The 18,311-nt window shown below is 63.4% G+C and carries 17 protein-coding genes and 1 pseudogene; 7 read left to right on the top strand and 11 right to left on the bottom strand.

The window, feature by feature from the left end:
- Positions 1-2: 2 nt before the first annotated feature.
- Together GCT13_RS32185 and GCT13_RS32180 are read right to left on the bottom strand one after the other, a co-directional pair.
- Complete coding sequence (locus tag GCT13_RS32185; protein ID WP_152765086.1) at positions 3-1,313, bottom strand: MFS transporter; 1,311 nt, start codon at positions 1,311-1,313, stop codon at positions 3-5.
- A 10-nt stretch (positions 1,314-1,323) separates the two neighbouring features.
- Positions 1,324-2,745, bottom strand: a complete 1,422-nt coding sequence (locus GCT13_RS32180) for a M20 family metallopeptidase (RefSeq protein WP_152765084.1) — start codon at positions 2,743-2,745, stop codon at positions 1,324-1,326.
- A gap of 132 nt (positions 2,746-2,877) precedes the next feature.
- On the opposite strand from GCT13_RS32180, the gene GCT13_RS32175 reads away from it, so the two are divergent.
- The 6 genes from GCT13_RS32175 to GCT13_RS32150 all read left to right on the top strand — a co-directional run bounded on the left by GCT13_RS32175 (position 2,878) and on the right by GCT13_RS32150 (position 8,334).
- Positions 2,878-3,783, top strand: a complete 906-nt coding sequence (locus GCT13_RS32175; RefSeq protein WP_152765082.1) for a LysR family transcriptional regulator — start codon at positions 2,878-2,880, stop codon at positions 3,781-3,783.
- Between the two features lie 356 nt (positions 3,784-4,139).
- Positions 4,140-4,886: a glutamine ABC transporter substrate-binding protein GlnH gene (gene glnH / locus GCT13_RS32170; protein WP_152765080.1), complete on the top strand. Its 747-nt coding sequence runs from the start codon at positions 4,140-4,142 to the stop codon at positions 4,884-4,886.
- Positions 4,887-4,910: 24 nt separating this feature from the next.
- Positions 4,911-5,567: a glutamine ABC transporter permease GlnP gene (gene glnP / locus GCT13_RS32165; protein ID WP_152765078.1), complete on the top strand. Its 657-nt coding sequence runs from the start codon at positions 4,911-4,913 to the stop codon at positions 5,565-5,567.
- A complete protein-coding gene (gene glnQ / locus GCT13_RS32160) occupies positions 5,564-6,304 on the top strand; it encodes a glutamine ABC transporter ATP-binding protein GlnQ (RefSeq protein WP_152765076.1) in 741 nt (246 codons plus the stop codon). The genes glnP and glnQ overlap by 4 nt, the downstream gene beginning before the upstream one ends.
- A gap of 10 nt (positions 6,305-6,314) precedes the next feature.
- Complete coding sequence (locus GCT13_RS32155; RefSeq protein ID WP_152765074.1) at positions 6,315-7,379, top strand: C45 family autoproteolytic acyltransferase/hydolase; 1,065 nt, start codon at positions 6,315-6,317, stop codon at positions 7,377-7,379.
- Positions 7,336-8,334, top strand: a complete 999-nt coding sequence (locus GCT13_RS32150) for a MurR/RpiR family transcriptional regulator (protein WP_152765071.1) — start codon at positions 7,336-7,338, stop codon at positions 8,332-8,334. The genes GCT13_RS32155 and GCT13_RS32150 overlap by 44 nt, the downstream gene beginning before the upstream one ends.
- A gap of 316 nt (positions 8,335-8,650) precedes the next feature.
- Here the strand turns inward: GCT13_RS32150 and GCT13_RS32145 are convergent, their stop codons facing one another.
- The 7 genes from GCT13_RS32145 to GCT13_RS32120 form a co-directional block, all read right to left on the bottom strand.
- On the bottom strand, positions 8,651-10,219 hold the full coding sequence (locus GCT13_RS32145; RefSeq protein ID WP_321574759.1) for an AMP-binding protein: 1,569 nt from the start codon (positions 10,217-10,219) through the stop codon (positions 8,651-8,653).
- 154 nt (positions 10,220-10,373) lie between these two features.
- A complete protein-coding gene (locus GCT13_RS32140; RefSeq protein WP_152765069.1) occupies positions 10,374-11,519 on the bottom strand; it encodes an acyl-CoA dehydrogenase family protein in 1,146 nt (381 codons plus the stop codon).
- Between the two features lie 230 nt (positions 11,520-11,749).
- The gene (locus GCT13_RS32135) at positions 11,750-12,778 is read right to left on the bottom strand and encodes an NAD(P)H-dependent flavin oxidoreductase (protein ID WP_265335313.1); all 1,029 of its coding nucleotides are present in this window, start codon (positions 12,776-12,778) and stop codon (positions 11,750-11,752) included.
- A gap of 111 nt (positions 12,779-12,889) precedes the next feature.
- Positions 12,890-13,516: a 2-phospho-L-lactate guanylyltransferase gene (cofC, locus tag GCT13_RS32130; protein ID WP_152765065.1), complete on the bottom strand. Its 627-nt coding sequence runs from the start codon at positions 13,514-13,516 to the stop codon at positions 12,890-12,892.
- Positions 13,513-13,644 (bottom strand): hypothetical protein, encoded by a 132-nt coding sequence (locus GCT13_RS50615; RefSeq protein ID WP_265335312.1) that lies wholly within the window; start codon positions 13,642-13,644, stop codon positions 13,513-13,515. The genes cofC and GCT13_RS50615 overlap by 4 nt, the downstream gene beginning before the upstream one ends.
- Positions 13,641-14,363, bottom strand: coding sequence for an NADPH-dependent F420 reductase (npdG, locus tag GCT13_RS32125; protein ID WP_321574758.1), 723 nt, complete (start codon positions 14,361-14,363; stop codon positions 13,641-13,643). Before npdG ends, GCT13_RS50615 begins: the two co-directional genes overlap by 4 nt.
- Before the next feature lie 134 nt (positions 14,364-14,497).
- Positions 14,498-15,565 (bottom strand): LLM class F420-dependent oxidoreductase, encoded by a 1,068-nt coding sequence (locus GCT13_RS32120; protein WP_152765063.1) that lies wholly within the window; start codon positions 15,563-15,565, stop codon positions 14,498-14,500.
- Positions 15,566-16,241: 676 nt separating this feature from the next.
- On the opposite strand from GCT13_RS32120, the gene GCT13_RS50960 reads away from it, so the two are divergent.
- Positions 16,242-16,799 (top strand): acyltransferase, encoded by a 558-nt coding sequence (locus GCT13_RS50960; protein ID WP_152765061.1) that lies wholly within the window; start codon positions 16,242-16,244, stop codon positions 16,797-16,799.
- 125 nt (positions 16,800-16,924) lie between these two features.
- Here the strand turns inward: GCT13_RS50960 and GCT13_RS32110 are convergent, their stop codons facing one another.
- The gene (locus GCT13_RS32110) at positions 16,925-17,590 is read right to left on the bottom strand and encodes a ProQ/FinO family protein (RefSeq protein ID WP_152765059.1); all 666 of its coding nucleotides are present in this window, start codon (positions 17,588-17,590) and stop codon (positions 16,925-16,927) included.
- Between the two features lie 314 nt (positions 17,591-17,904).
- A pseudogene (locus GCT13_RS32105) lies at positions 17,905-18,311 on the bottom strand (porin); the annotation flags it as partial.

Raw genomic sequence — 18,311 nt, 5'->3', positions numbered from 1 at the left:
GTTCAATGCGCGTTGAGCCGTGCCCGCGCCCAGACGAGCGTCAGCAGGCTCACGATGGCGGCGAGCATCAGATACAGTCCGGGCGCGAGATTGTTGCCCGTCAGCGCGATCAGCGACGCGACCGCGAGCGGCGTGAAGCCGCCGAACACCGTCGTGCCGATGTTGTAGCCGATCGCCATGCCCGTCGTGCGCGTGCGCGTCGGGAAGAGTTCGGCCATCAGCGCGGGAATCGGCGCGAAGTAGGTGGCCTTCAGCAGCGCGACCCAGGTGACGGCGGCGAGCAGCGTCGGCAGCGACGGATGCGCGTTGATGAACATGAACGCCGGATACACCGTCAGGAAGAACAGCACGCCCGCGCCGAGCATGATGCGGGTGCGGCCCACCTTGTCCGACCAGTGGCCGACGCACGGCGTGAGCACTGTCACGATGAGCCCGGCGATCAGCGTCGCGATGAAGCCCGACGAAGGCGCGAGGCCGAGTTGCCGCGACGCGTAGGTGGGCATGTAAAGGATCATGTAGTTGGCCGTCGTCGTCAGCACCAGCGCGCCGATCGACACCAGCACGCGCGACTTCTGCGTCGCGAGCAGCTCGCGCACGGGCGATTCGGCTTTTTCCATGCGCTCGAACTCGGGCGTCTCGTCGATCCGCCGGCGGATATACAGGCCGACGGGTCCGATCAGCATGCCGAACAGGAACGGAATGCGCCAGCCCCACCCTTCGAGCTGCGGCTGCGTGAGCATGCCCGTCAGCACCGCGCCGAACGCCGACGCGAGCAGCGTGCTCATGCCCTGGCTGGAGAACTGCCAGCTCGACATGAAGCCGCTGCGCTGCGGCGCGTGTTCGATCAGGAACGCCGTCGAGCTGCCGAACTCGCCGCCCGCCGAGAAGCCTTGCAACAACCGCGACAGGAAAATGCCGATGGGCGCGAGAATGCCGATCGCCGCATAAGTCGGCATCAGCGCGACCATGCCCGTGCCGAGCGTCATCATCGCGATCGACAGCGTGAGGGACGCCTTGCGTCCCTTGCGGTCGCTGTACGAGCCGAGCACGAGCGCGCCGATGGGCCGCGCGAGATACGACAGCGCAAACGTGCCGAGCGTGAGCAGCAGCGATACCGTCGCGTTGTGCACGGGGAAGAACAGCTTCGACAGCGTGGTCGCGAAGTAGCCGTACGCGATCAGGTCGTAGAACTCGAGCGCGTTGCCGATCGACGTGGCGATGATCAGACGCGAGACGCTCGCGCGCGACGGCGCGTGCGAGGCTGCCTGCGCGCCGTGGGAGGCGTGATGCGCGGATACGGAGTCAATGCTCATTGCGACGTCCTCATGCAAGGGTTGTCGAAACATGCGGTGCGGGATTGGATGCGTCGGAGCCTGTCGCGCCGAGGTCCCAGAAGAGACCGGCCATGATGCGCAGCCCGTCGCGCACGACGGGGCCGAGCAGATGTTCGTTCGGCGCGTGCTGCGAGCAGCCGGGATACGAATGCGGGACCCATAGCGTCGGCATGCCGAGCACGTCGGCGAAGACGTCGTTGGGCAGCGTGCCGCCCAGGTTCGGCAGCAGCACGGGTTCTTCGCCCGTCGTATGACGCAGCGAGCGCAGCGCCCACTGGACCCATGCGTTGTCGGGATCGACGCGTGTCGCGGGCGCGCCGCGCTCCACTTCGAGCTCGACCATGCCGAAGCCGTGCGTATCCAGATGCTGTCGCACGATCGATTCGAGGTTGCGCCAGTCCGTGCCGACGACGAAGCGGATCTGCATGTACGCGATCGCATGCGGCGGAATCGCGTTGACGGGCTTGTCGGGGTTGCCGGTGCGGAACGCGAGCACTTCGAGATTGTTCCAGCCGAACACCCGCTCCGTCGGCGTGAGGCCGGGCTCGCCGTAGTCGGCGTCGACGGCCGGCTCGCCCGGATTGCCGCCTACGCCGATATCGGCGAGCGCGCGGCGCACCGCGTCGGGAATGGCCGGTGGGCGTAGTCCTTCGACGAGGATCTTGCCGTTCGCATCGACCATCGATGCGATCGCGTTCGCAAGCACGACGCCCGGATTGCGCAGCAGGCCGCCCCAATTGCCGGAGTGATGGCCGCCGTCGCGCAGCTTCAGTTCGAGCTTGAAATTGACGAGGCCGCGCGAGCCGAGGAAAACGGTAGGGCGGTGCGCGGAAAGACGCGGACCGTCGGAGGCGATCAGCACATCGGCGGCCAGCTCGTCGCGCAACTGCATGCACAGTTCATGCAGGCCCGGCGAACCGACTTCCTCGCCGGTCTCGAACAGCAGCTTCAGGTTGAAGCCGAGCCTGCCGCCGCGCGCGTCGAGCACGGACTTCAGTGCGGCGAGATTGATGCTGTGCTGGCCTTTGTTGTCGGCGGTGCCGCGGCCATACCAGCGCTCGCCGTCGACGGTCACGTCCCACGGCGTCAGGCCGTCGCGCCATTGCGCGTCGTAGCCGCGCACCACGTCGCCGTGGCCGTAGCTGAGCACGGTCGGCAGCGCATCGTCTTCATGGCGATGCGCGATCAGGAACGGGCCCGCGCGTTTGGCAGGGTTGTCGACGACGCGGCATGCGAAGCCCCATTGCGTCAGAAGCGGCGTCAGTTCGTCGTCGAGATAGCCGCGCAGGCGCTCGCCGCTGTCGGCCTCCTGGCTCTCCGTGCGATACGCGACGCGGCGCCGGAGGTCGTCGAGAAACCGGCCGGAATCGTACTGGCCGGCCGCATTTTGAATGGCGATATCACGGGTCAACAGCGTGTCTCCTCTGCAAGCGCGGGTTTGTCGAAAGCGGTTGAGCCGATCGTGCGGCCGCCGATATTTCTGCACAATTACAATATTTGCCACGAATCGTTGCCGAAACGGCAAAGCACACGACCCATCGACATGGACAGCACGGCACTGCGTTACTTTCTGGAGGTGGCCCGCAGCGGGTCGCTGAGCAAGGCATCCGAGCGGCTGTATGTGGCCGTGTCGGCGTTGAGCCGGCAGATCGGCAAGCTCGAAGAGGAACTGGGCACGCCGCTTTTCGAGCGGCGTCCGCGCGGCATGGTGCTGAGCGACGCGGGGCGGCTGCTCGCCGAGCATGCGCGGCGCAGCCTGCTCGAAAGCGAGCGCGTGATCGACGAGATTCGCGGGCTGAACGAGGGCGGCCGCGCGACGATACGCGTCGCCAGTTCCGAAGGCGTCGCGCCGCATTTTCTGCCACAGGTGTTCGCGCATTTTCTGAAGACGCATCCGTCGACGCATTTTCAGCTGGACGTGTCGGCGCCATCGGTCGCGACGCAGCGGGTGAGGGAAGGCACGGCCGATATCGCCGTGTGCTTCAGCATCGCGCCGGAGAAGGAGATCAACGTGCACTATTCGCAGCGCGCGCCGATCTTCGCGCTCGTGCGGCGCGGCCATCCGCTCGCGGCGCGCGAGTCGGTGTCGCTGCGCGATCTCACGCCCTGGCCGCTCGCGATGGACAACCAGGGCGTAACGATCCGGCAGCTCTTCGATATCTCGTGCAGCCTCGAAGGGCTGATCTTCGAGCCTGTGTTCGTGAGCAACTATCATGCGGCGCTCCAGAGCTTCGTGCGCCTGACCGACGCCGTGACGCTGACGGGCTATCTGACGGTCAGAAGCCGTCTCCACGCGGACGGGCTCGCGGCTGTGCCGATCACGAATCCGGAGCTGCATCAGCGAACGCTGCAGGTTCAGACGATGGCGGGACGCACGCTGCCGCACGTGATGCAGGCGTTTGTCGATCTGCTGACGCGCGCGATCGAGGAGCCGGCGATTGTCGATTGATGGCGGGCGTTGATGATCGCAGGCATTAATACGCCGCGCCCCCGTTAGCAATCCAGCAGATCTCGAACACGCGTCCCGCCCGCAGACGTAACGCATCCTTTCGTTTGCCTTCAACCATGGGGTTCCAGCCTTCTCTGCGACTCGCGTAGGGCTCGGCAGCAATCGCGCATCGCGGCGTCCCGACCCGAACACACGACGCCTTCGCCGCTCCCACGCCAGGGTATACCCAATTCGCAAGCCAATTTGCACACGTCCCTATTGCGCAAATAAATTTGCGAGAAGATACTCAGCGCAAATCGGTTTGCTGTCGTTTCCGGTTTGCCGTCGTTCCATCAACCAACGCAGAAGGTGTCGTCATGAAACTCGTAGCAAAGCTCGCCGCGGCCGCACTCGTCGCCGTTTCCGTCCTTGGTCAATCGGCACGGGCCGAGACCCTGCTGGTCGCCTGCGATACGGCGTTCGTGCCGTTCGAATTCAAGCAGGGCGACAAGTACGTCGGCTTCGACATCGATCTGTGGGCGGCCATCGCGAAAGACCTGAAGATCGACTACAAGCTGCAGCCGATGGACTTCAGCGGCATCCTGCCCGCGCTGCAGACGCATAACGTCGATGTCGCGCTCGCAGGCATCACGATCAAGGACGAGCGCAAGAAGGTGATCGATTTTTCGGACGGCTACTACGACAGCGGCTTCACGCTGATGGTGCCCGTCGCGAGCACGATCAAGGGCCCGGACGACCTGAAGGGCAAGTCGCTCGCGATCAAGACGGGTACGTCGTCGGCGGATTATGCGAAAGCGCACTTCGCGGGCACGGACCTGCGCCAGTTCCCGAACATCGACAACGCGTATCTGGAGTTGCAGACAGGGCGCGTCGACGCGGCCATGCACGACACGCCGAACGTTCTCTACTACATCAACACGGCAGGCAAGGGCCACGTGAAGGCGGTCGGTCCGCAGATGATGGCGCAGCAATACGGCATCGCATTTCCGAAGGGCAGTGCGCTCGTGCCGAAGGTCAACGCGGCGCTTGCGAAGATCAAGGCCGACGGCCGCTATGCCGCGATCTACAAGAAGTGGTTCGGCGTCGAGCCGGCGAAGTCCTGATAAGCGGTCCTCGGGAGAGAAGTCATGCAGTTCGATCTGTCCGTCGTCGTCGATGCGCTGCCTGCGCTTTTGCAGGGTGCGCGGCTCACGGTGATGATTACCGTCGTGGGCCTCGCGGGCGGCTTGCTCGTCGGCTTTCTGTTCGGCCTGATGCGCGCGTACGGCAACGCGCTCGTGCAGAAGATCGCGTTCGCGTATGTGGAATTCGTGCGCGGCACGCCCATCGTCGTGCAGGTGATGTTCATCTACTTCGCGCTGCCCGTGCTGCTGAACGTGCGCGTCGATGCGATGACGGCCGCCGTCGTGTCGATCGTCGTGAACTCGGGCGCGTATATCGCCGAGATCGTGCGCGGCGGGTTTCTGTCCGTGCCGAGCGGCCTGAAGGAAGCAGGCCTCGCGCTCGGCATGCCGATGTGGCGCGTGCTGGCGTTCGTCGTCGGGCCTGTCGCCGTGCGGCGCATGACACCGTCGCTCGGCAACCAGTTCATCGTGAGCCTGAAGGATACGTCGCTCTTCATCGTGATCGGCGTCGGCGAACTGACTCGCCAGGGCCAGGAGATCATGGCCGCGAACTTTCGCGCGGTCGAAATCTGGACGGCCGTGGCCGTCATCTATCTGTGCATGATCGGTGTGCTGACGTTCTGTCTGCGCACGATGGAAAAGAGGATGCGGATTCTATGAATGCGCTCGCCAACATGGTGGAATTCAAGCAGGTGACGAAGCGCTTCGGGCAAACGATCGTGCTCGACGGCGTCGATCTGGATATCCGCGCGGGGGAGGTCGTCGTGCTGATCGGACCGTCGGGTTCGGGCAAGTCGACGCTCCTGCGCTGTATCAATGCGCTCGAGCATATCAACGGCGGCGATCTGATCGTCGATGGCATCAGCGTGCGGGGCGGGGCGAAAAAGGTCCGCGAGATCCGCACGGAAGCGGGCATGGTGTTCCAGCAGTTCAATCTGTTTCCGCAGATGACGGCGCTCGAGAACGTCGCGTTCGGTCCGCGCCAGGTGCGCGGCATGAGCAAGGACGAAGCGCAGGCGCTTGCGCGCGAACTGCTCGCGAAGGTGGGCCTCGCGGGACGCGTCGATCATTACGCGAGCGAGCTGTCGGGCGGACAGCAGCAACGCGTGGCGATTGCGCGCGCGCTCGCCGTGAAGCCCAAGCTGATGCTGTTCGACGAGCCTACTTCGGCGCTCGATCCCGAACTGCGCCAGGAAGTGCTGCGCGTGATGCAGTCGCTGGCGGAAGAGGGCATGACGATGGTCGTGGTCACGCACGAGATGGCGTTCGCGCGCAAGGTCGGCACGCGGCTCATCTTCATGGAGCACGGACATATCGCCGTCGACGGACCGCCCGCCGAACTGCTCGACAATCCGCCGAATCAGCGCCTGCGTGATTTCCTTCAACACGTCGAATGATTTCGCTCACATGCCAGCACTTGGTTTCATCGAAATTTCCGGTTCGCCTTATGACGCGGGCCAGGCGTTAGGGCGCTTCGGCGCCGACGCCGTGCATCGTCATCTGATGCACACGCCAGCATGGCGCAACGTGATGCAATGGCGCGGCACGCCGATGGCAGCCGCGATGGCCGAGCACGTGCAGCAGCGGTTTCCGCGCATCTGGTCCGAGTTGCAGGGGCTCGCCGACGGCCTGCGCGTGCCGTTCGACGAACTCTTTTTGTGGAACTGCCGCGGCGACGTCTGGGCCGCGTCGCCCGACGGATGCACGACGGTGCAGTTGCCGTCCGCTGCGGAAAAGCGCATCAGCCACAACGAAGACGGCGATCCCGGTTTCGCGGGACATTGCGCGCTTGCGGCGTGCCGCATCGACGGCAGTCCGGGCTTTGCGGCGTTCGTGTATCCGGGCTCGCTGCCGGGGCATACCTTCGCCGTGACGGACGCTGGCATCGCGATGACGGTCAACAATCTGCGGCAGCGCCGGGTCGAGGCGGGCGTGCCGCGCATGGTGCTCACGCGCGCGGTGCTGAATGCGCCGAGTGTCGATGCGGCGCTTTCCGTGGTGCGCGAGAATCCGCGCGCGGGCGGCTTCCATCTGACGCTCGGGGCTTGCACGAGTCCCGCGCTGCTGAGCGTCGAGTACAGCGCGCATGGCGTTTCGGTGCGAGAGATTGCACAGCCGTCGCTGCATGCGAATCACGCGATCCATCCGTCGATGCGCGGCTTCGCTCAGGTCGTGACGGATTCGTCGCGCGACCGGCAGGCACGCGGCGACGTGCTGTTGAACGAAGCGCGCGAAGAGGGGCGCGCGCCTGATCCGCTTGCGATTCTCGCCGACACGCACGACACGTCGCTGCCGATCTATCGCGCCGACCCCGCCGACCCGGACGACGAGAACACGCTCGCCACCGCCGATATCGTGATCAGGGCATCTCACATAGAATGGGACGTTTATGAACAGCCAGGCAGGCCGCCACGGTATCGACTGATCGATGGACACAGACAAACGCAAGACGCGCCGCATCGCTCTGAATGACGACGAGGCGAGGGCGCCGGACACGACGGGAACCGCGCCGCGCAGCGTGGACGGACTGCGCGAACTGGTGGTGCGGATCGGGCGCGACGAGGCGGGCCTGTCGCTCGGCGGCAAGGCGCATACGGTGCTGGCGCGACTGCTCGAACGGCCGGAGGAAGTGGCCGTGCGTACCATCACCGACCTGGCAACGGCGCTGGACGTAAATGCGTCGACGCTCACTCGGCTCAGCACGAAGCTCGGCTATACCGGGTTCGCCGATTTTCAGAGCGTGTTTCGCGATTCGCTCGCGCAGCGCCATCGGCATTTCTATACGCATCAGGCAGAGCGGCTCGTCGCGGGGAAAAAGGCGCGCACGCAGACGCCTGTGAATGGCGGATCGTCGCCCGAGGTCGATGTCGTCGCGCAACTCGCGCGCGAATCGATCGGCAACGTCGAGACGTTTCTTGCGCGGCTGTCGCCCGACGATCTGCACGGCGCGGCGGGTTTGCTCGCGGGCGCGCCGCGCGTGCGCGTGCATGCCTTGCGGCAGTTCAGCGCGCTTGCGAGCTTTCTTTGCTATGGGCTCGGGATGATCCGTACGGATGTCGCGTTGCTCGACGCGCAGGGACTCGGCGTGGCCGAAGGACTCGCGCAACTGCAACCGGGCGACGTGGTGGTCGTGTCGAGCGTCGCACCTTACACGCGCAGCGTCGCCGAGGCCGCCGTGGCTGCCGCCGAGGCCGGCATGACGGTGATCGCGATTACGGACACGCTTGCGTCTCCATTGGTGCCGCCCGCACGCCACGCGTTTCTGATTCCGCATGACAGCAGCTTTTTCAGCAACAGCATGGGCGCGTATCTGATCTTTTGCGAGGGCTTGCTGAATCTGGTCGCGACGCATTTGGGGAAACGGTCGTTGCAGGCGTTGTCGCGGCGCGAGCGGTTGATTACGGCGCTGGGGATTGAGACGGGGTGATTTAGGGGTTTGGGGAGCCGGTTGCGGGTTAATGGCGGAGATTGCGAAAGAGCTGTAACAACCGGCGGCCGACCCGGTCAGCTTACGATGGTCCGGAAAGCGGACATCTGAACGAAAAATTGATAATTGATATTATGTCAAATACAAGGCATACAACGACAGACCGTCCATCAATCCGTATCCCAAACCTACCGCAAGCGCTTGAACGGCCTCGACCATTCCTTCGAACAGCCGAAGCCATAATCAAAGATTCAGAACGCGCATCGGATACAACTCACGCAAACACGCCCGCGCATCCGACCGTTCTCCTCAAGTCCTATGACACCATTCGCGCACGGTCCTTCCAGTACCGCTCCCGAACCTGTCGACGCAGCACCTTCCCGACCACGCTCACCGGAAGCGATTGAACAAACTCAACCGATTTCGGCGCCTTGAACCGACCAAGATGGCTCTTGACATGCTCGATCAGTTCGTCCGGACTCACCCGGGCGTCGGCCCGCAAGACGACCTCAGCATGCACGGCTTCACCCCATTCCTCGTGCGGTACGCCGACCACGGCGGACATCTGCACGGCCGGATGCGAATTCAACGCAGCCTCGACCTCGATCGCGTAGACGTTGAACCCGCCCGTGATGATCACGTCCTTCTTGCGATCGACGATATACAGGAAGCCCTGCTCGTCGATATAACCCATGTCGCCGGATTTCCAGTAACCGTCTTCGAACTCGGCCGCCGTGCCCTCCGGATTGTGCAAATAGCCCGACACCGTGGCGCGCGAGCGGAGCCAGAACTCGCCGGTTTGGCCTTGCGCCACGTCGACGCCGTCATTGCCCACGACCTTGAGATCTACGCCCGGCGCGACACGCCCGGCGGAGGCGAGTTGACCATCGCTTGCTGCAAGATGATCGGCCTTGGTCAAGCACGTCACGGCCTGGAGACATTCCGTCGAACCGTACTGCTGCACGAAGATATTGCCGAAGCGCTGCTGTGCCTGTCTGAGCTTGGCGGGACTCATCGGCGCGCCACCGTAGGTCAGCGTGCGCAGCGACGAAAGATCGTGCTGCGCGGCTTCCGGCAACTCCAGCAGCCGGTAAATCAGCGTTGGAAGCAGCAGGCTGAACGTGATCCGCTCGCGCTCGACATTGCCGCACCACAACTTGAGATCCGGCGAGTTCTGTGTGACCGAGCAGCCGCCGCGAAACAGCGTCGGCAGCAAACCGAGACCTGAGCCATGACTGATGGGCGCCATGTGCAGATAGCGAGTGTCAGGCTCGTAGTGCTGCTCGAATTCCGCGTAAAACGAGTCGCGCGAGGCGAGCCAGTTGTCCATCGTGTACTGCGCGCATTTGCTATTTCCCGTTGTACCGCCCGTGAAACGGTACACCATGACGTCGTTGAACGCGTCGCTGACGACGCCAGGATTCGCGTCCGATACGCCTTCGAGGAGATTCCAGAAGTAGTACAGACCTTCGCGCTCGACGTCCACGGGATCCATGCAGACCACGGTTATGCCGAGCTTACGCAACGTGTCGTAGTAACGCTCGATCAGCGCGTTCTCCATGAACACGACTTTCGGACGAATGAAATCGAACTGCCGGCAATGTTCGTCCACCGAATCGCGAGAATTAGTCCACGCCGCTGTCGCCTCACCCTTGAGCGTGGTCCATGCATGCATCAGCGACAGGTTGTCGTTTTCCAGCAGGCACATGAACACGTCGCCGCGGCGCAACATCAGGCGCTCGCGCATCATGTTGACGATCTGGTTCGTGAGGCGATGCAGCTGCCGATAGGTGTAGCGCCGCTGCCGTTCGATATTGATCAGTGCTTCGCGGTCGGCGAACCGGACAGCGAGCTGCTCCATGAGGTTCGCAAAATTGAGTTTCACGCGTTGTCTCCTTTTGTTTGTGCATCCGGTTTCTGGAAGATTCAGCAGCAGTATCGATCCAGTTCGTACGCTTGATTACGCCGCCCGGTCATCAATGCTGGACCTTTTGCCTGAGGACGATCGGCTCACCCGATCATGATCCGACGGAACGGGCTTAGACCAGGTTGCGAGCGATGATGAGCTTCTGGATGTGACTCGTTCCTTCGTAAATCTTGGTCACGCGTGCATCGCGGTAATAGCGCTCAACGGGGAAGTCGGCGAGATAGCCGTAGCCGCCGTGGATCTGCAACGCATCCGAGCACACCTTCTCGGCAATTTCGCTGGCGTAAAGCTTCGCCATTGACGCTTCGGACACGCACGGGATGCCTGCCGTATGCAGTCTTGCTGCATGAAGGACAAATTGATGCGCCACTGCGACCTGGGTCGCCATGTCGGCCAGATCGAACCCTACGCCCTGCAGATTGATAATGGGCGCGCCATAAGCTTCGCGTTCCCTTGCGTATTGCACTGCGGCTTCCAGTGCTGCGCGCGCCACCCCAACCGCCACCGCAGCGATCCCGATACGCCCCTCGGAGAATCCGCCCATCAGCCGCTTATACGCAGTGCCCTCTTCTCCAAGAAGATTTTCGGCGGGAACGCGGCAATTATCCAGTTGGATCTGCGCGACGTGAGCCGAGCGCTGCCCCAGCTTGTTTTCAACGCGCGCAACGACATAGCCCGGATCGGTGGGATCGACGATGAACATGCTGCCACCCCCCTTCCCCGCGTTCTTGTCGGTGATGGCGAACGCAAACGCGAAGCCGGCTTCGCTGCCGTTCGAGATGAACTGCTTCGTGCCGTTCAGTACGTAATGGTCGCCTTCGCGCCGGGCCGACGTGCGGAACGCCGCCGTATCGGAACCCGCCTGCGGTTCGGTCAGAAGCCCGGCGCCAATCGTCTTGCCGGACACCAGATCAGGAAGGTAGCGCTCCTTCTGCGCGGCGTTGCCCTCGGCGGCGAGCATGCCACCCATCGTGTTGTGAACGTGCAGGATCGTCGCGAATCCTGCATCGGCTGCCGCGAAGGCTTCGATAGCGAGACAGTACTCGACGAAGCTCGCCCCCGACCCGCCGTACTCCGGAGGAACCAGCATCCCGAGGAATCCAAGCTCCGCTACCTGATTCAATTCGGCATGTGGCCACGCGCACGTCCTGTCGCGTTCGGCCGCGGTCGGGGCCACGACCTCCGCCGCGACCTTTCTTGCCGTTTCGCGAATCATCAGCTCCTGCTCGCTGAGAAACGCCGCTGAATTGTCTTTCATAGTCATTCCACCAGTTGGTTTCGTTTCAATATGGGATTACGAATTCCGCCGCTTCTAGCCTGGTTTGCGCTGTTGCATGACTGCAACCCTTGCGCATCTCGTTCGCCGTCGAAAGAATCTTGTTTTCTATTCCTTACTAATCTCGATGCATCGTCGTAGTTCACGCGCCGCGATTCAATGCGGGTTGCAGCATCGAACGGTGCGCCACATCGAGCTCGAAAACGAAGCGATCAAGCCGACACCATCCGGTTCTGTATCTCTTCTGCTTCGTTGAGCGCGCGTTGAATGATCGCCGAGGCGGACAGCACCTCGTCGATCAATCCCTGAACCTGGCCGATCGGCAAAATCCCGCGCTCCATGTCGCCTTTCCTGATGGACAGCAGCGTGGATTTCGTCAATGCGCCGATCTGGACTTGCTGCACCAGGTTGGCAGGTCGAACGAACGCCATTCTGAAAATCTGAGGCAAGGACATGCCGAGCTGGGCGGCGCTTGCCAGCGCACTCGGCACAGCTTCGATGAAACTGATCGCACGACGCGCACGCTTGCGCGCGGCTCGCGTGTCCATCACACGGCATGGAATTCCGTCGAAATTCGGGCTGTACAGCGTGTCGGTCACGCTCTTGCTGATCGCCGTATCCTTTGCGTGTGCGTGCAGCGGGCTTTCGAGCGACAACGCGAAGCGCGTACCCATCGCGATGGCATCCGCGCCTAGCGCCAGCGCCGCGACCAGCCCTCGCCCGTCAGCGAACCCTCCCGCCGCGATGATGGGTAGCTCCACGGCGTCGCGCACGGCGGGCACGAGCGTCAGCGACGTCGCTGCGCCGCCATGTCCGGCCGCTTCGTGACCCGTCACGATGAGCGCGTCCGCACCGGCCGCTTGCGCGGCACGCGCATGCTTTTCGGTCGTAACCGTGTTGACGATCATGCCGCCATAGGCATGAACCGCATCGGCGATTTGCTGGCTTCGCCCAAGCGACAGATTCACGACAGGCACGCGCTCTTCCAGCGCGACGCGCACGTTCCCCGACGCAAACGCCGTCAACATCGTGATGTTGATGCCGAACGGCCGCGAGGTGATCGCCCGCACGCGTCGAATGGACTCGCGCGTCGATTCGGGGGGCAAGGGGGCCGTCGCAAGAATGCCCAACCCTCCCGCTTCGGAGACCGCGGCGACGAGTTCCGGTACGGCGATATGACTCATGCCCGAACAAATGATCGGATGATCGATACCGAACAGTCGTGTAATACGCGTTTCCAAAGTTGAGCTCCTTATTGGTTTGCATTCGGTTTGCATTCGGGAATGTTCACGTCCAGGTGGCACAGCGGGCGCACTGTGCGCCGCGCTCGGCTTGCGGTCCGCGTACGCCCCCTACGCTGCCCGCGCGTGCGGCCACAGCCATGGCACGACGAAACGCAGCGCCTGCAGGTCCGCCGGTGTGTCGAGATCGACGGCAAGCCCCGGCCGCTGAACCTCGACGACCGGCAAGCCGCTTCGCGCGGCTGCGTTGCAGTGTCGTGCTGCGCTGTCTTTGCCGAAGCTGAACGCGAACGGAACGTCGAGCGGCAGGCATAGCGCGTTCGTGCCGCAACCCGCGTGGTCGCGTGCAAGCGCGACGCCGGTGGCCTGGGGAGAGGCCGTCGCCAGCGCGATCAGATCGTCGGCGCATAGCAACGGCAGATCGCACGACACCGTCATCAGGCGTGAAACGCGGTTCGTACGGAGATGGGCGCGTGCTTCGTCGAGGGCGCCATTCATCCCTGTGGGATTGCGCTCGATGAGCCACTCGACGCCAGCCCTGTGTGCCGCAGCCGCCACTTCCGCACAGCGCGTCACTACGAGCGTGCGTCCGCGTCCGGGAAACCGCGCGGCCTCGGCTAGCACATGCTCGAGCAGCGTCGTGTTGAGACGAACGCGTTCGTGCTCGCTCAATACGTCGGCGAGGCGTTGCTTGCCGTCGCGTATCGATCGAACGGGTACGACGAGCCAAGGTTTCATGCGTTCGCTCTCAGGCCGGACCGGTCGAGTGCATCGAGCACGAGTGCCGCGAGGTCGTCTCCTGCCGACACAAGCGGGACGGCCGCCATTGCCGTCGAGACGATCTGCTCCGGTTGCCGCGGTTTCATTGCTCGTGCGCGTGACAATCAGCTTCGATACCCGTGATGCGGATGCCCGCACCCGGAATCTTGTAGCGTGAATTGATTGCGATGAGCACCGACGTCAACGCCTCGGCCGCCGCGGCGTTGCAGATGGGCCCCGCATGATACGCACGCAGGCCGATCGCGCGGGCGAGGCCGATCACGGTGTCACGTGCGTCGATGTCGTCGCCGCACACGAGCACGTCGCATTCGACTTCATGCGCAAGATCGCGCAGATGATGTGCCGAGACGTTCTGGAATGCCGCGACAACGCGCACGTCTGCGCCGAGGTGCGCCTGCATCTGCGCGACGGCCGAACCGCCCTCGGGGAGTTGCACGCGTGCGACCTTGGGTGGAACGAGCGGCACGGTGGCGTCGATCAGAATCTTGCCATCGAGACTGCTGCGCACTTCATCGGCCGTGGCGCGTGCAGCCGCGTACGGCACCGTCAGCACGATGATGTCCGCTGCTTTCGCGGCGGTCAGATTGTCCTGCCACGTCAGCGCCGTGCGGCCGAGTACATCGTTGAGTTCGGCACACACGCGCGCGGCCTTGTCTGCGTTGCGAGAGCCGATGATGACCCTGTAGCCGGCCTGCGCCCAGCGCAATGCGAGCCCGCTGCCTTCATTGCCCGTTCCGCCAAGCACGGCGATCGTCGGTTTTTCCTGTTGCACCATGTTGTCCTTCACGTTGTCTGTTCGATTCACGCGATCTGAATGGCCGCGTCGTGTTGGCTATGCGCACCTCGGCGCCGCGCACATTTCGGCGTGCAGCGCGAGCCTGGACACGTCACGCTTCGGCGACGTGTCGCCAGTCCCGCCCGTGCCCGCGCAAACGCTCGTCAGTCGAGGCTCAACGTCACGCAGCCGGAGCGCTTCGCGATATCGACGAACGCTTGCAGTTGCGACATCCGCTCCTCGAAGCTGCTCGTCTCGAACATCGGAATGACGGTGTGGACACCGGCAGCCTGATAGGCGTGCAGGCGCTGGGCAATCCGGTCTGCGGGGCCGCAAAGCGTCACCATGTCGACGAGTTCGTCGGGCAGAAGCGCTGCTGCCTCGGCCTTGCGACCGGACAGATAAAGCTCCTGGACCTGTTCGGCGACATCGCCATAGCCATACGAGCTCACGAGCGTCTTGTAGAAGTTGTTTTCCTTCGAGCCCATGCCACCGACATACAACGCAAGTCTCGGCCGCATCGTGTTGCGTGCCCGGGCAAGGTCGTCGTCGATATGAACGATCACGTTGACCATGACGTCGATCGCAGAGGGATCGCGGCCGGCCGCGCGCGCGCCGGCCTCCAGCGGTGCACGCAGCATCGCCGCGTGCTCGGGTGCAAACCAGAATGGCAGCCAGCCATCGGCAATTTCGCCGCACAATTCGATGTTCTTCGGACCGAGCGCTGCGAGAAGAATGGGCACAGCGGGACGCACCGGATGCATGATCAGCCTCAGCGGTTTGCCTTCCGTCCCCGGCAGCGGCAGCCGTATCGTCTCGCCGTGGTACTCGAGCGGCTTTTCGCGGCGCAGGATCATGCGGATCACTTCGACGTATTCACGTGTGCGCAGCAGCGGCTTTGCAAACGGTACGCCATGCCAGCCTTCCGAGACTTGCGTGCCACTCGGGCCAAGGCCCATCAGCAGGCGTCCGTTCGAGAGCCAGTCGAGCGTCGCGGCCGTCTGCGCCGTCATGGCTGCCGTTCGGCCGGGAATCGCGAAGATGCCCGCTCCGATCTGAATGCGCTTCGTGCAGGCCGCAAGCGCAGCGAGGACGGTTGCTGCGTCGTTGCCATAGGGCTCGCCAACCCACAGCGAACGGTAGCCGAGTCGCTCCGCTTCCTGTGCGAACTCGATTTCCTGGGCTGGTGTGAAGAGGGTGGCGATGTACCCCATGTTGATGCCGATATACATGCTGCTTGTCTCCTGTTCGACTCGACTGGGTTCGGGGATTGCTGACGTTATCTGGCAGTTCGTGGCGCAATGCTATGCCAATACGTTTTGTGCGCACCCTGTCCTTTGAGGGGGTAGAGGCGCAAGCAGTCCGGCGCTCGTCGCCGCTTTCAGCGCGTTGTCGGACCGCTCGGCAGAGCGTCACAGGACAGCGGTGAGCGACTGATCCGGGGCTGCAGAAGGCATGCGCGCAATTTCAGCCCGAAACGTGGTCAGGCCAACGGCACATGGCGTGTACAAGGCTACGTGTTCCCTGTCGCGAATCGCGTGGCGTCATGCATGGCGAAACGCTGGATCACCTGCATGCGACGGCAGAGCGTCGATGCGGCACTGATCAAAACGAAAGGGGAACATTCCGGCGCGCACCGCGCGATTGCGTCGACGTTGCAGCGCGCGATGCCTGAGTTCGCGCCAAAACCCCCTCGGAATAGGCCACTTGGTGGATGAAGCGGGTCCGCGGGTGCAAGCGATCGGTAAGATCAGACTTTTAGTCCAACCGGGCGGTTCGACGGCGGCGGCCCATCGAGCGAGCCGGGATTATCGACATGTCCTTCAAAGAACGGCTGAAGTCAGAACAACCCGACCGCGCGTGTGCCTCACCGGGCACGGCGACGGTCGACCGCGCGAGGATGGCACGATGCGCGGTAATCAAGGCGAAACGATGAAGCAACTGACGGCACTGAAACGACACATCTTCATGAGCCTCGGCAACATGATGCCGACGTACGGCCCTTTCAATCGCATGCGCGCCTCGATGTACCGCAAGGCGGGCATGATGATCGGCAAGGACGTGACGATTATCGGACCGTTGAGCGTCGAGATGAGCCTCAACCAGGAAACGATCGGCGGCATTTCGATCGGAGACCGCGCGTATCTGAACGCCGATACGCGCCTTGCCTGTCGCAACAGCCGGATCTCGATCGGTGTCGACGTGCAGATCGGACCGCGCGTGTCGTTTGAGACGGCGACGCATGGTCTCGTGTTCGAGCCCGAGCTCGGGCGCGGACTGGACCACCAGGAGATCCGCATCGAAAACAAGGTGTGGATCGGTGCGGGCGCCACGATCCTGCCCGGCGTGACGATTCACGAGGCGGCGGTGGTTGCCGCGGGGGCCGTCGTGACGAAGGATGTGCCGGCCTATACGCTCGTCGGCGGCGTGCCGGCACGGAAAATCAAGGATATCGAGCGTACGTGAAGCGTGCGACGCGCGCTGCATGACGGAGAAATGAGCGGCGAGGAAGTGTCGCCCGATTCGTCACCGCTCAGGTCGCTTATTTCCCCGCCGCCCTTTCGCTGCCTTACCGGCGAGCCGGCTATCTATCAGCCGCGAGCATGATCCGCTTCAGACGTCTTGGCTTCGTCGGCGGCAGCGCTTTCCGGCTCCTGCTTGCCACCGTCCTCCGCTGCCTTCGCGACGGCATTCGCTTCGCCCTCCGGCTTGGCCGGCTTCGTCCGTCCACCCGAGCGACGACGCGCAAACGCCGAATCCGATGCCGTGACCTTGCCGGTTTCGGTGCCCGTCAGATCGACGCGCGGCGCGCCTTCCGTCAGACTTGCCCAATATCGGCTGCCGCGGCACCAGGTGCTCACGGCGTCGCGGATTTCCTGCTCGGTCAGCTTCAGTTCGCCCGCTTGCGCAAGCAGATCTTCGAGAATGCCGATCTTCAGCGCCACCTTCGGCGCAGGATTCTTCGGAAACGCCAGCGGAAAGCGCTTCTGCAATTTGCCGATGGTATGCACGACGGGATCGACGGGATTTTGCCGCGCTGCCGGCCGCGCCTGCGCCGGCTTGCCCATTGGCTTGCCCGCCGGCTTCGCGGCAGCCTTTGCCGCGGGCCTGGCGTCCCGGGATTTTGTGTCCTTCGCTTTGGCATCATTGGCGCCCGCCTGGGCAGCCTGCTTTTCCGCCGCCTGCTTCTGCTTGCGCTGCGCGTTTGCCTGTTTGGCGAGTTCGTCCCTCAGCTTCGCCAGTTGTTCAAAGCCCATGTGTTCACCTGTATTGCAATGACGCAGGATTGTAGCAGCCGCGAGCATCTTCATCGTGGCCGGCCACCTACTGCCGTGCGCCTATCGTGCACTTTCTTGATGGCCCTTTCTTGATGCTCCTCGCGATATGCGTGCTGTCGCCATGGAGCGCGCGACGCGCGGCAGTAGTCGACGCCTTAAGCAAACAGTGGTCCCGATACGCTTGAATCACAAAGAAGTTGTCGCCGCATGCGATTCTGCGCGAGATTCACGCATAAAAAACAAAAGCGCCGCAAGCGCGGCGCCCTGTTCCGCTTCAAGCACAACAAGTGGCGTCAGAACCTATGGACGATACCCACGCCCACGCCGACCATGCTGCGCGATGACGAAGGCGTCGAGTTGAAGCCGTCGCCGAGTGTCGCCGTTGCGTTGATGATGTTGCCTGCGCCGTTGTTGCCGAGCGTCTGGCCATTCGCGCGCTGATACGCCTGCAATGCGTACAGGCCCGTGCGCTTGGACAGCGAGTAGTACTCGGACAGGTTGAACTGCTGGTACTGCGCGCTGCTCGTGATGCCGTTGGCCTTCGTCGCGCGCGTGTAGCTGTAGCCCGTCGCGAAGTCCCATGCGGCCGTCGGCTTCCAGTGCAGCACGATGCCGCCCGTGTTCCAGATCGCCTCGCTGTGGAACGCCGAGCCGGCGCCGGGGATGTACTGCACGTTCGTGTACGTCGCCGTGATGTCGA

It is taken from the genome of Paraburkholderia franconis, from assembly GCF_009362735.1.
Lineage (GTDB): Bacteria > Pseudomonadota > Gammaproteobacteria > Burkholderiales > Burkholderiaceae > Paraburkholderia > Paraburkholderia franconis.
Note: the sequence above shows the minus strand (reverse complement) of the source record. Positions and strands in the feature narration are given on the sequence as shown.

What these genes read in the sequence shown, in the direction of transcription:
- cofC (WP_152765065.1), bottom strand. Translation starts at nt 13,516, where the DNA reads ATGAAACCTTGGCTCGTCGTACCCGTTCGATCGATACGCGACGGCAAG.
- GCT13_RS32155 (WP_152765074.1), top strand. Translation starts at nt 6,315, where the DNA reads ATGCCAGCACTTGGTTTCATCGAAATTTCCGGTTCGCCTTATGACGCG.
- GCT13_RS32185 (WP_152765086.1), bottom strand. Translation starts at nt 1,313, where the DNA reads ATGAGCATTGACTCCGTATCCGCGCATCACGCCTCCCACGGCGCGCAG.
- glnP (WP_152765078.1), top strand. Translation starts at nt 4,911, where the DNA reads ATGCAGTTCGATCTGTCCGTCGTCGTCGATGCGCTGCCTGCGCTTTTG.
- GCT13_RS32175 (WP_152765082.1), top strand. Translation starts at nt 2,878, where the DNA reads ATGGACAGCACGGCACTGCGTTACTTTCTGGAGGTGGCCCGCAGCGGG.
- GCT13_RS32120 (WP_152765063.1), bottom strand. Translation starts at nt 15,565, where the DNA reads ATGTATATCGGCATCAACATGGGGTACATCGCCACCCTCTTCACACCA.
- GCT13_RS32110 (WP_152765059.1), bottom strand. Translation starts at nt 17,590, where the DNA reads ATGGGCTTTGAACAACTGGCGAAGCTGAGGGACGAACTCGCCAAACAG.
- GCT13_RS50960 (WP_152765061.1), top strand. Translation starts at nt 16,242, where the DNA reads ATGCGCGGTAATCAAGGCGAAACGATGAAGCAACTGACGGCACTGAAA.
- glnQ (WP_152765076.1), top strand. Translation starts at nt 5,564, where the DNA reads ATGAATGCGCTCGCCAACATGGTGGAATTCAAGCAGGTGACGAAGCGC.
- GCT13_RS32150 (WP_152765071.1), top strand. Translation starts at nt 7,336, where the DNA reads ATGGACACAGACAAACGCAAGACGCGCCGCATCGCTCTGAATGACGAC.
- glnH (WP_152765080.1), top strand. Translation starts at nt 4,140, where the DNA reads ATGAAACTCGTAGCAAAGCTCGCCGCGGCCGCACTCGTCGCCGTTTCC.
- GCT13_RS32140 (WP_152765069.1), bottom strand. Translation starts at nt 11,519, where the DNA reads ATGAAAGACAATTCAGCGGCGTTTCTCAGCGAGCAGGAGCTGATGATT.
- GCT13_RS50615 (WP_265335312.1), bottom strand. Translation starts at nt 13,644, where the DNA reads ATGAAACCGCGGCAACCGGAGCAGATCGTCTCGACGGCAATGGCGGCC.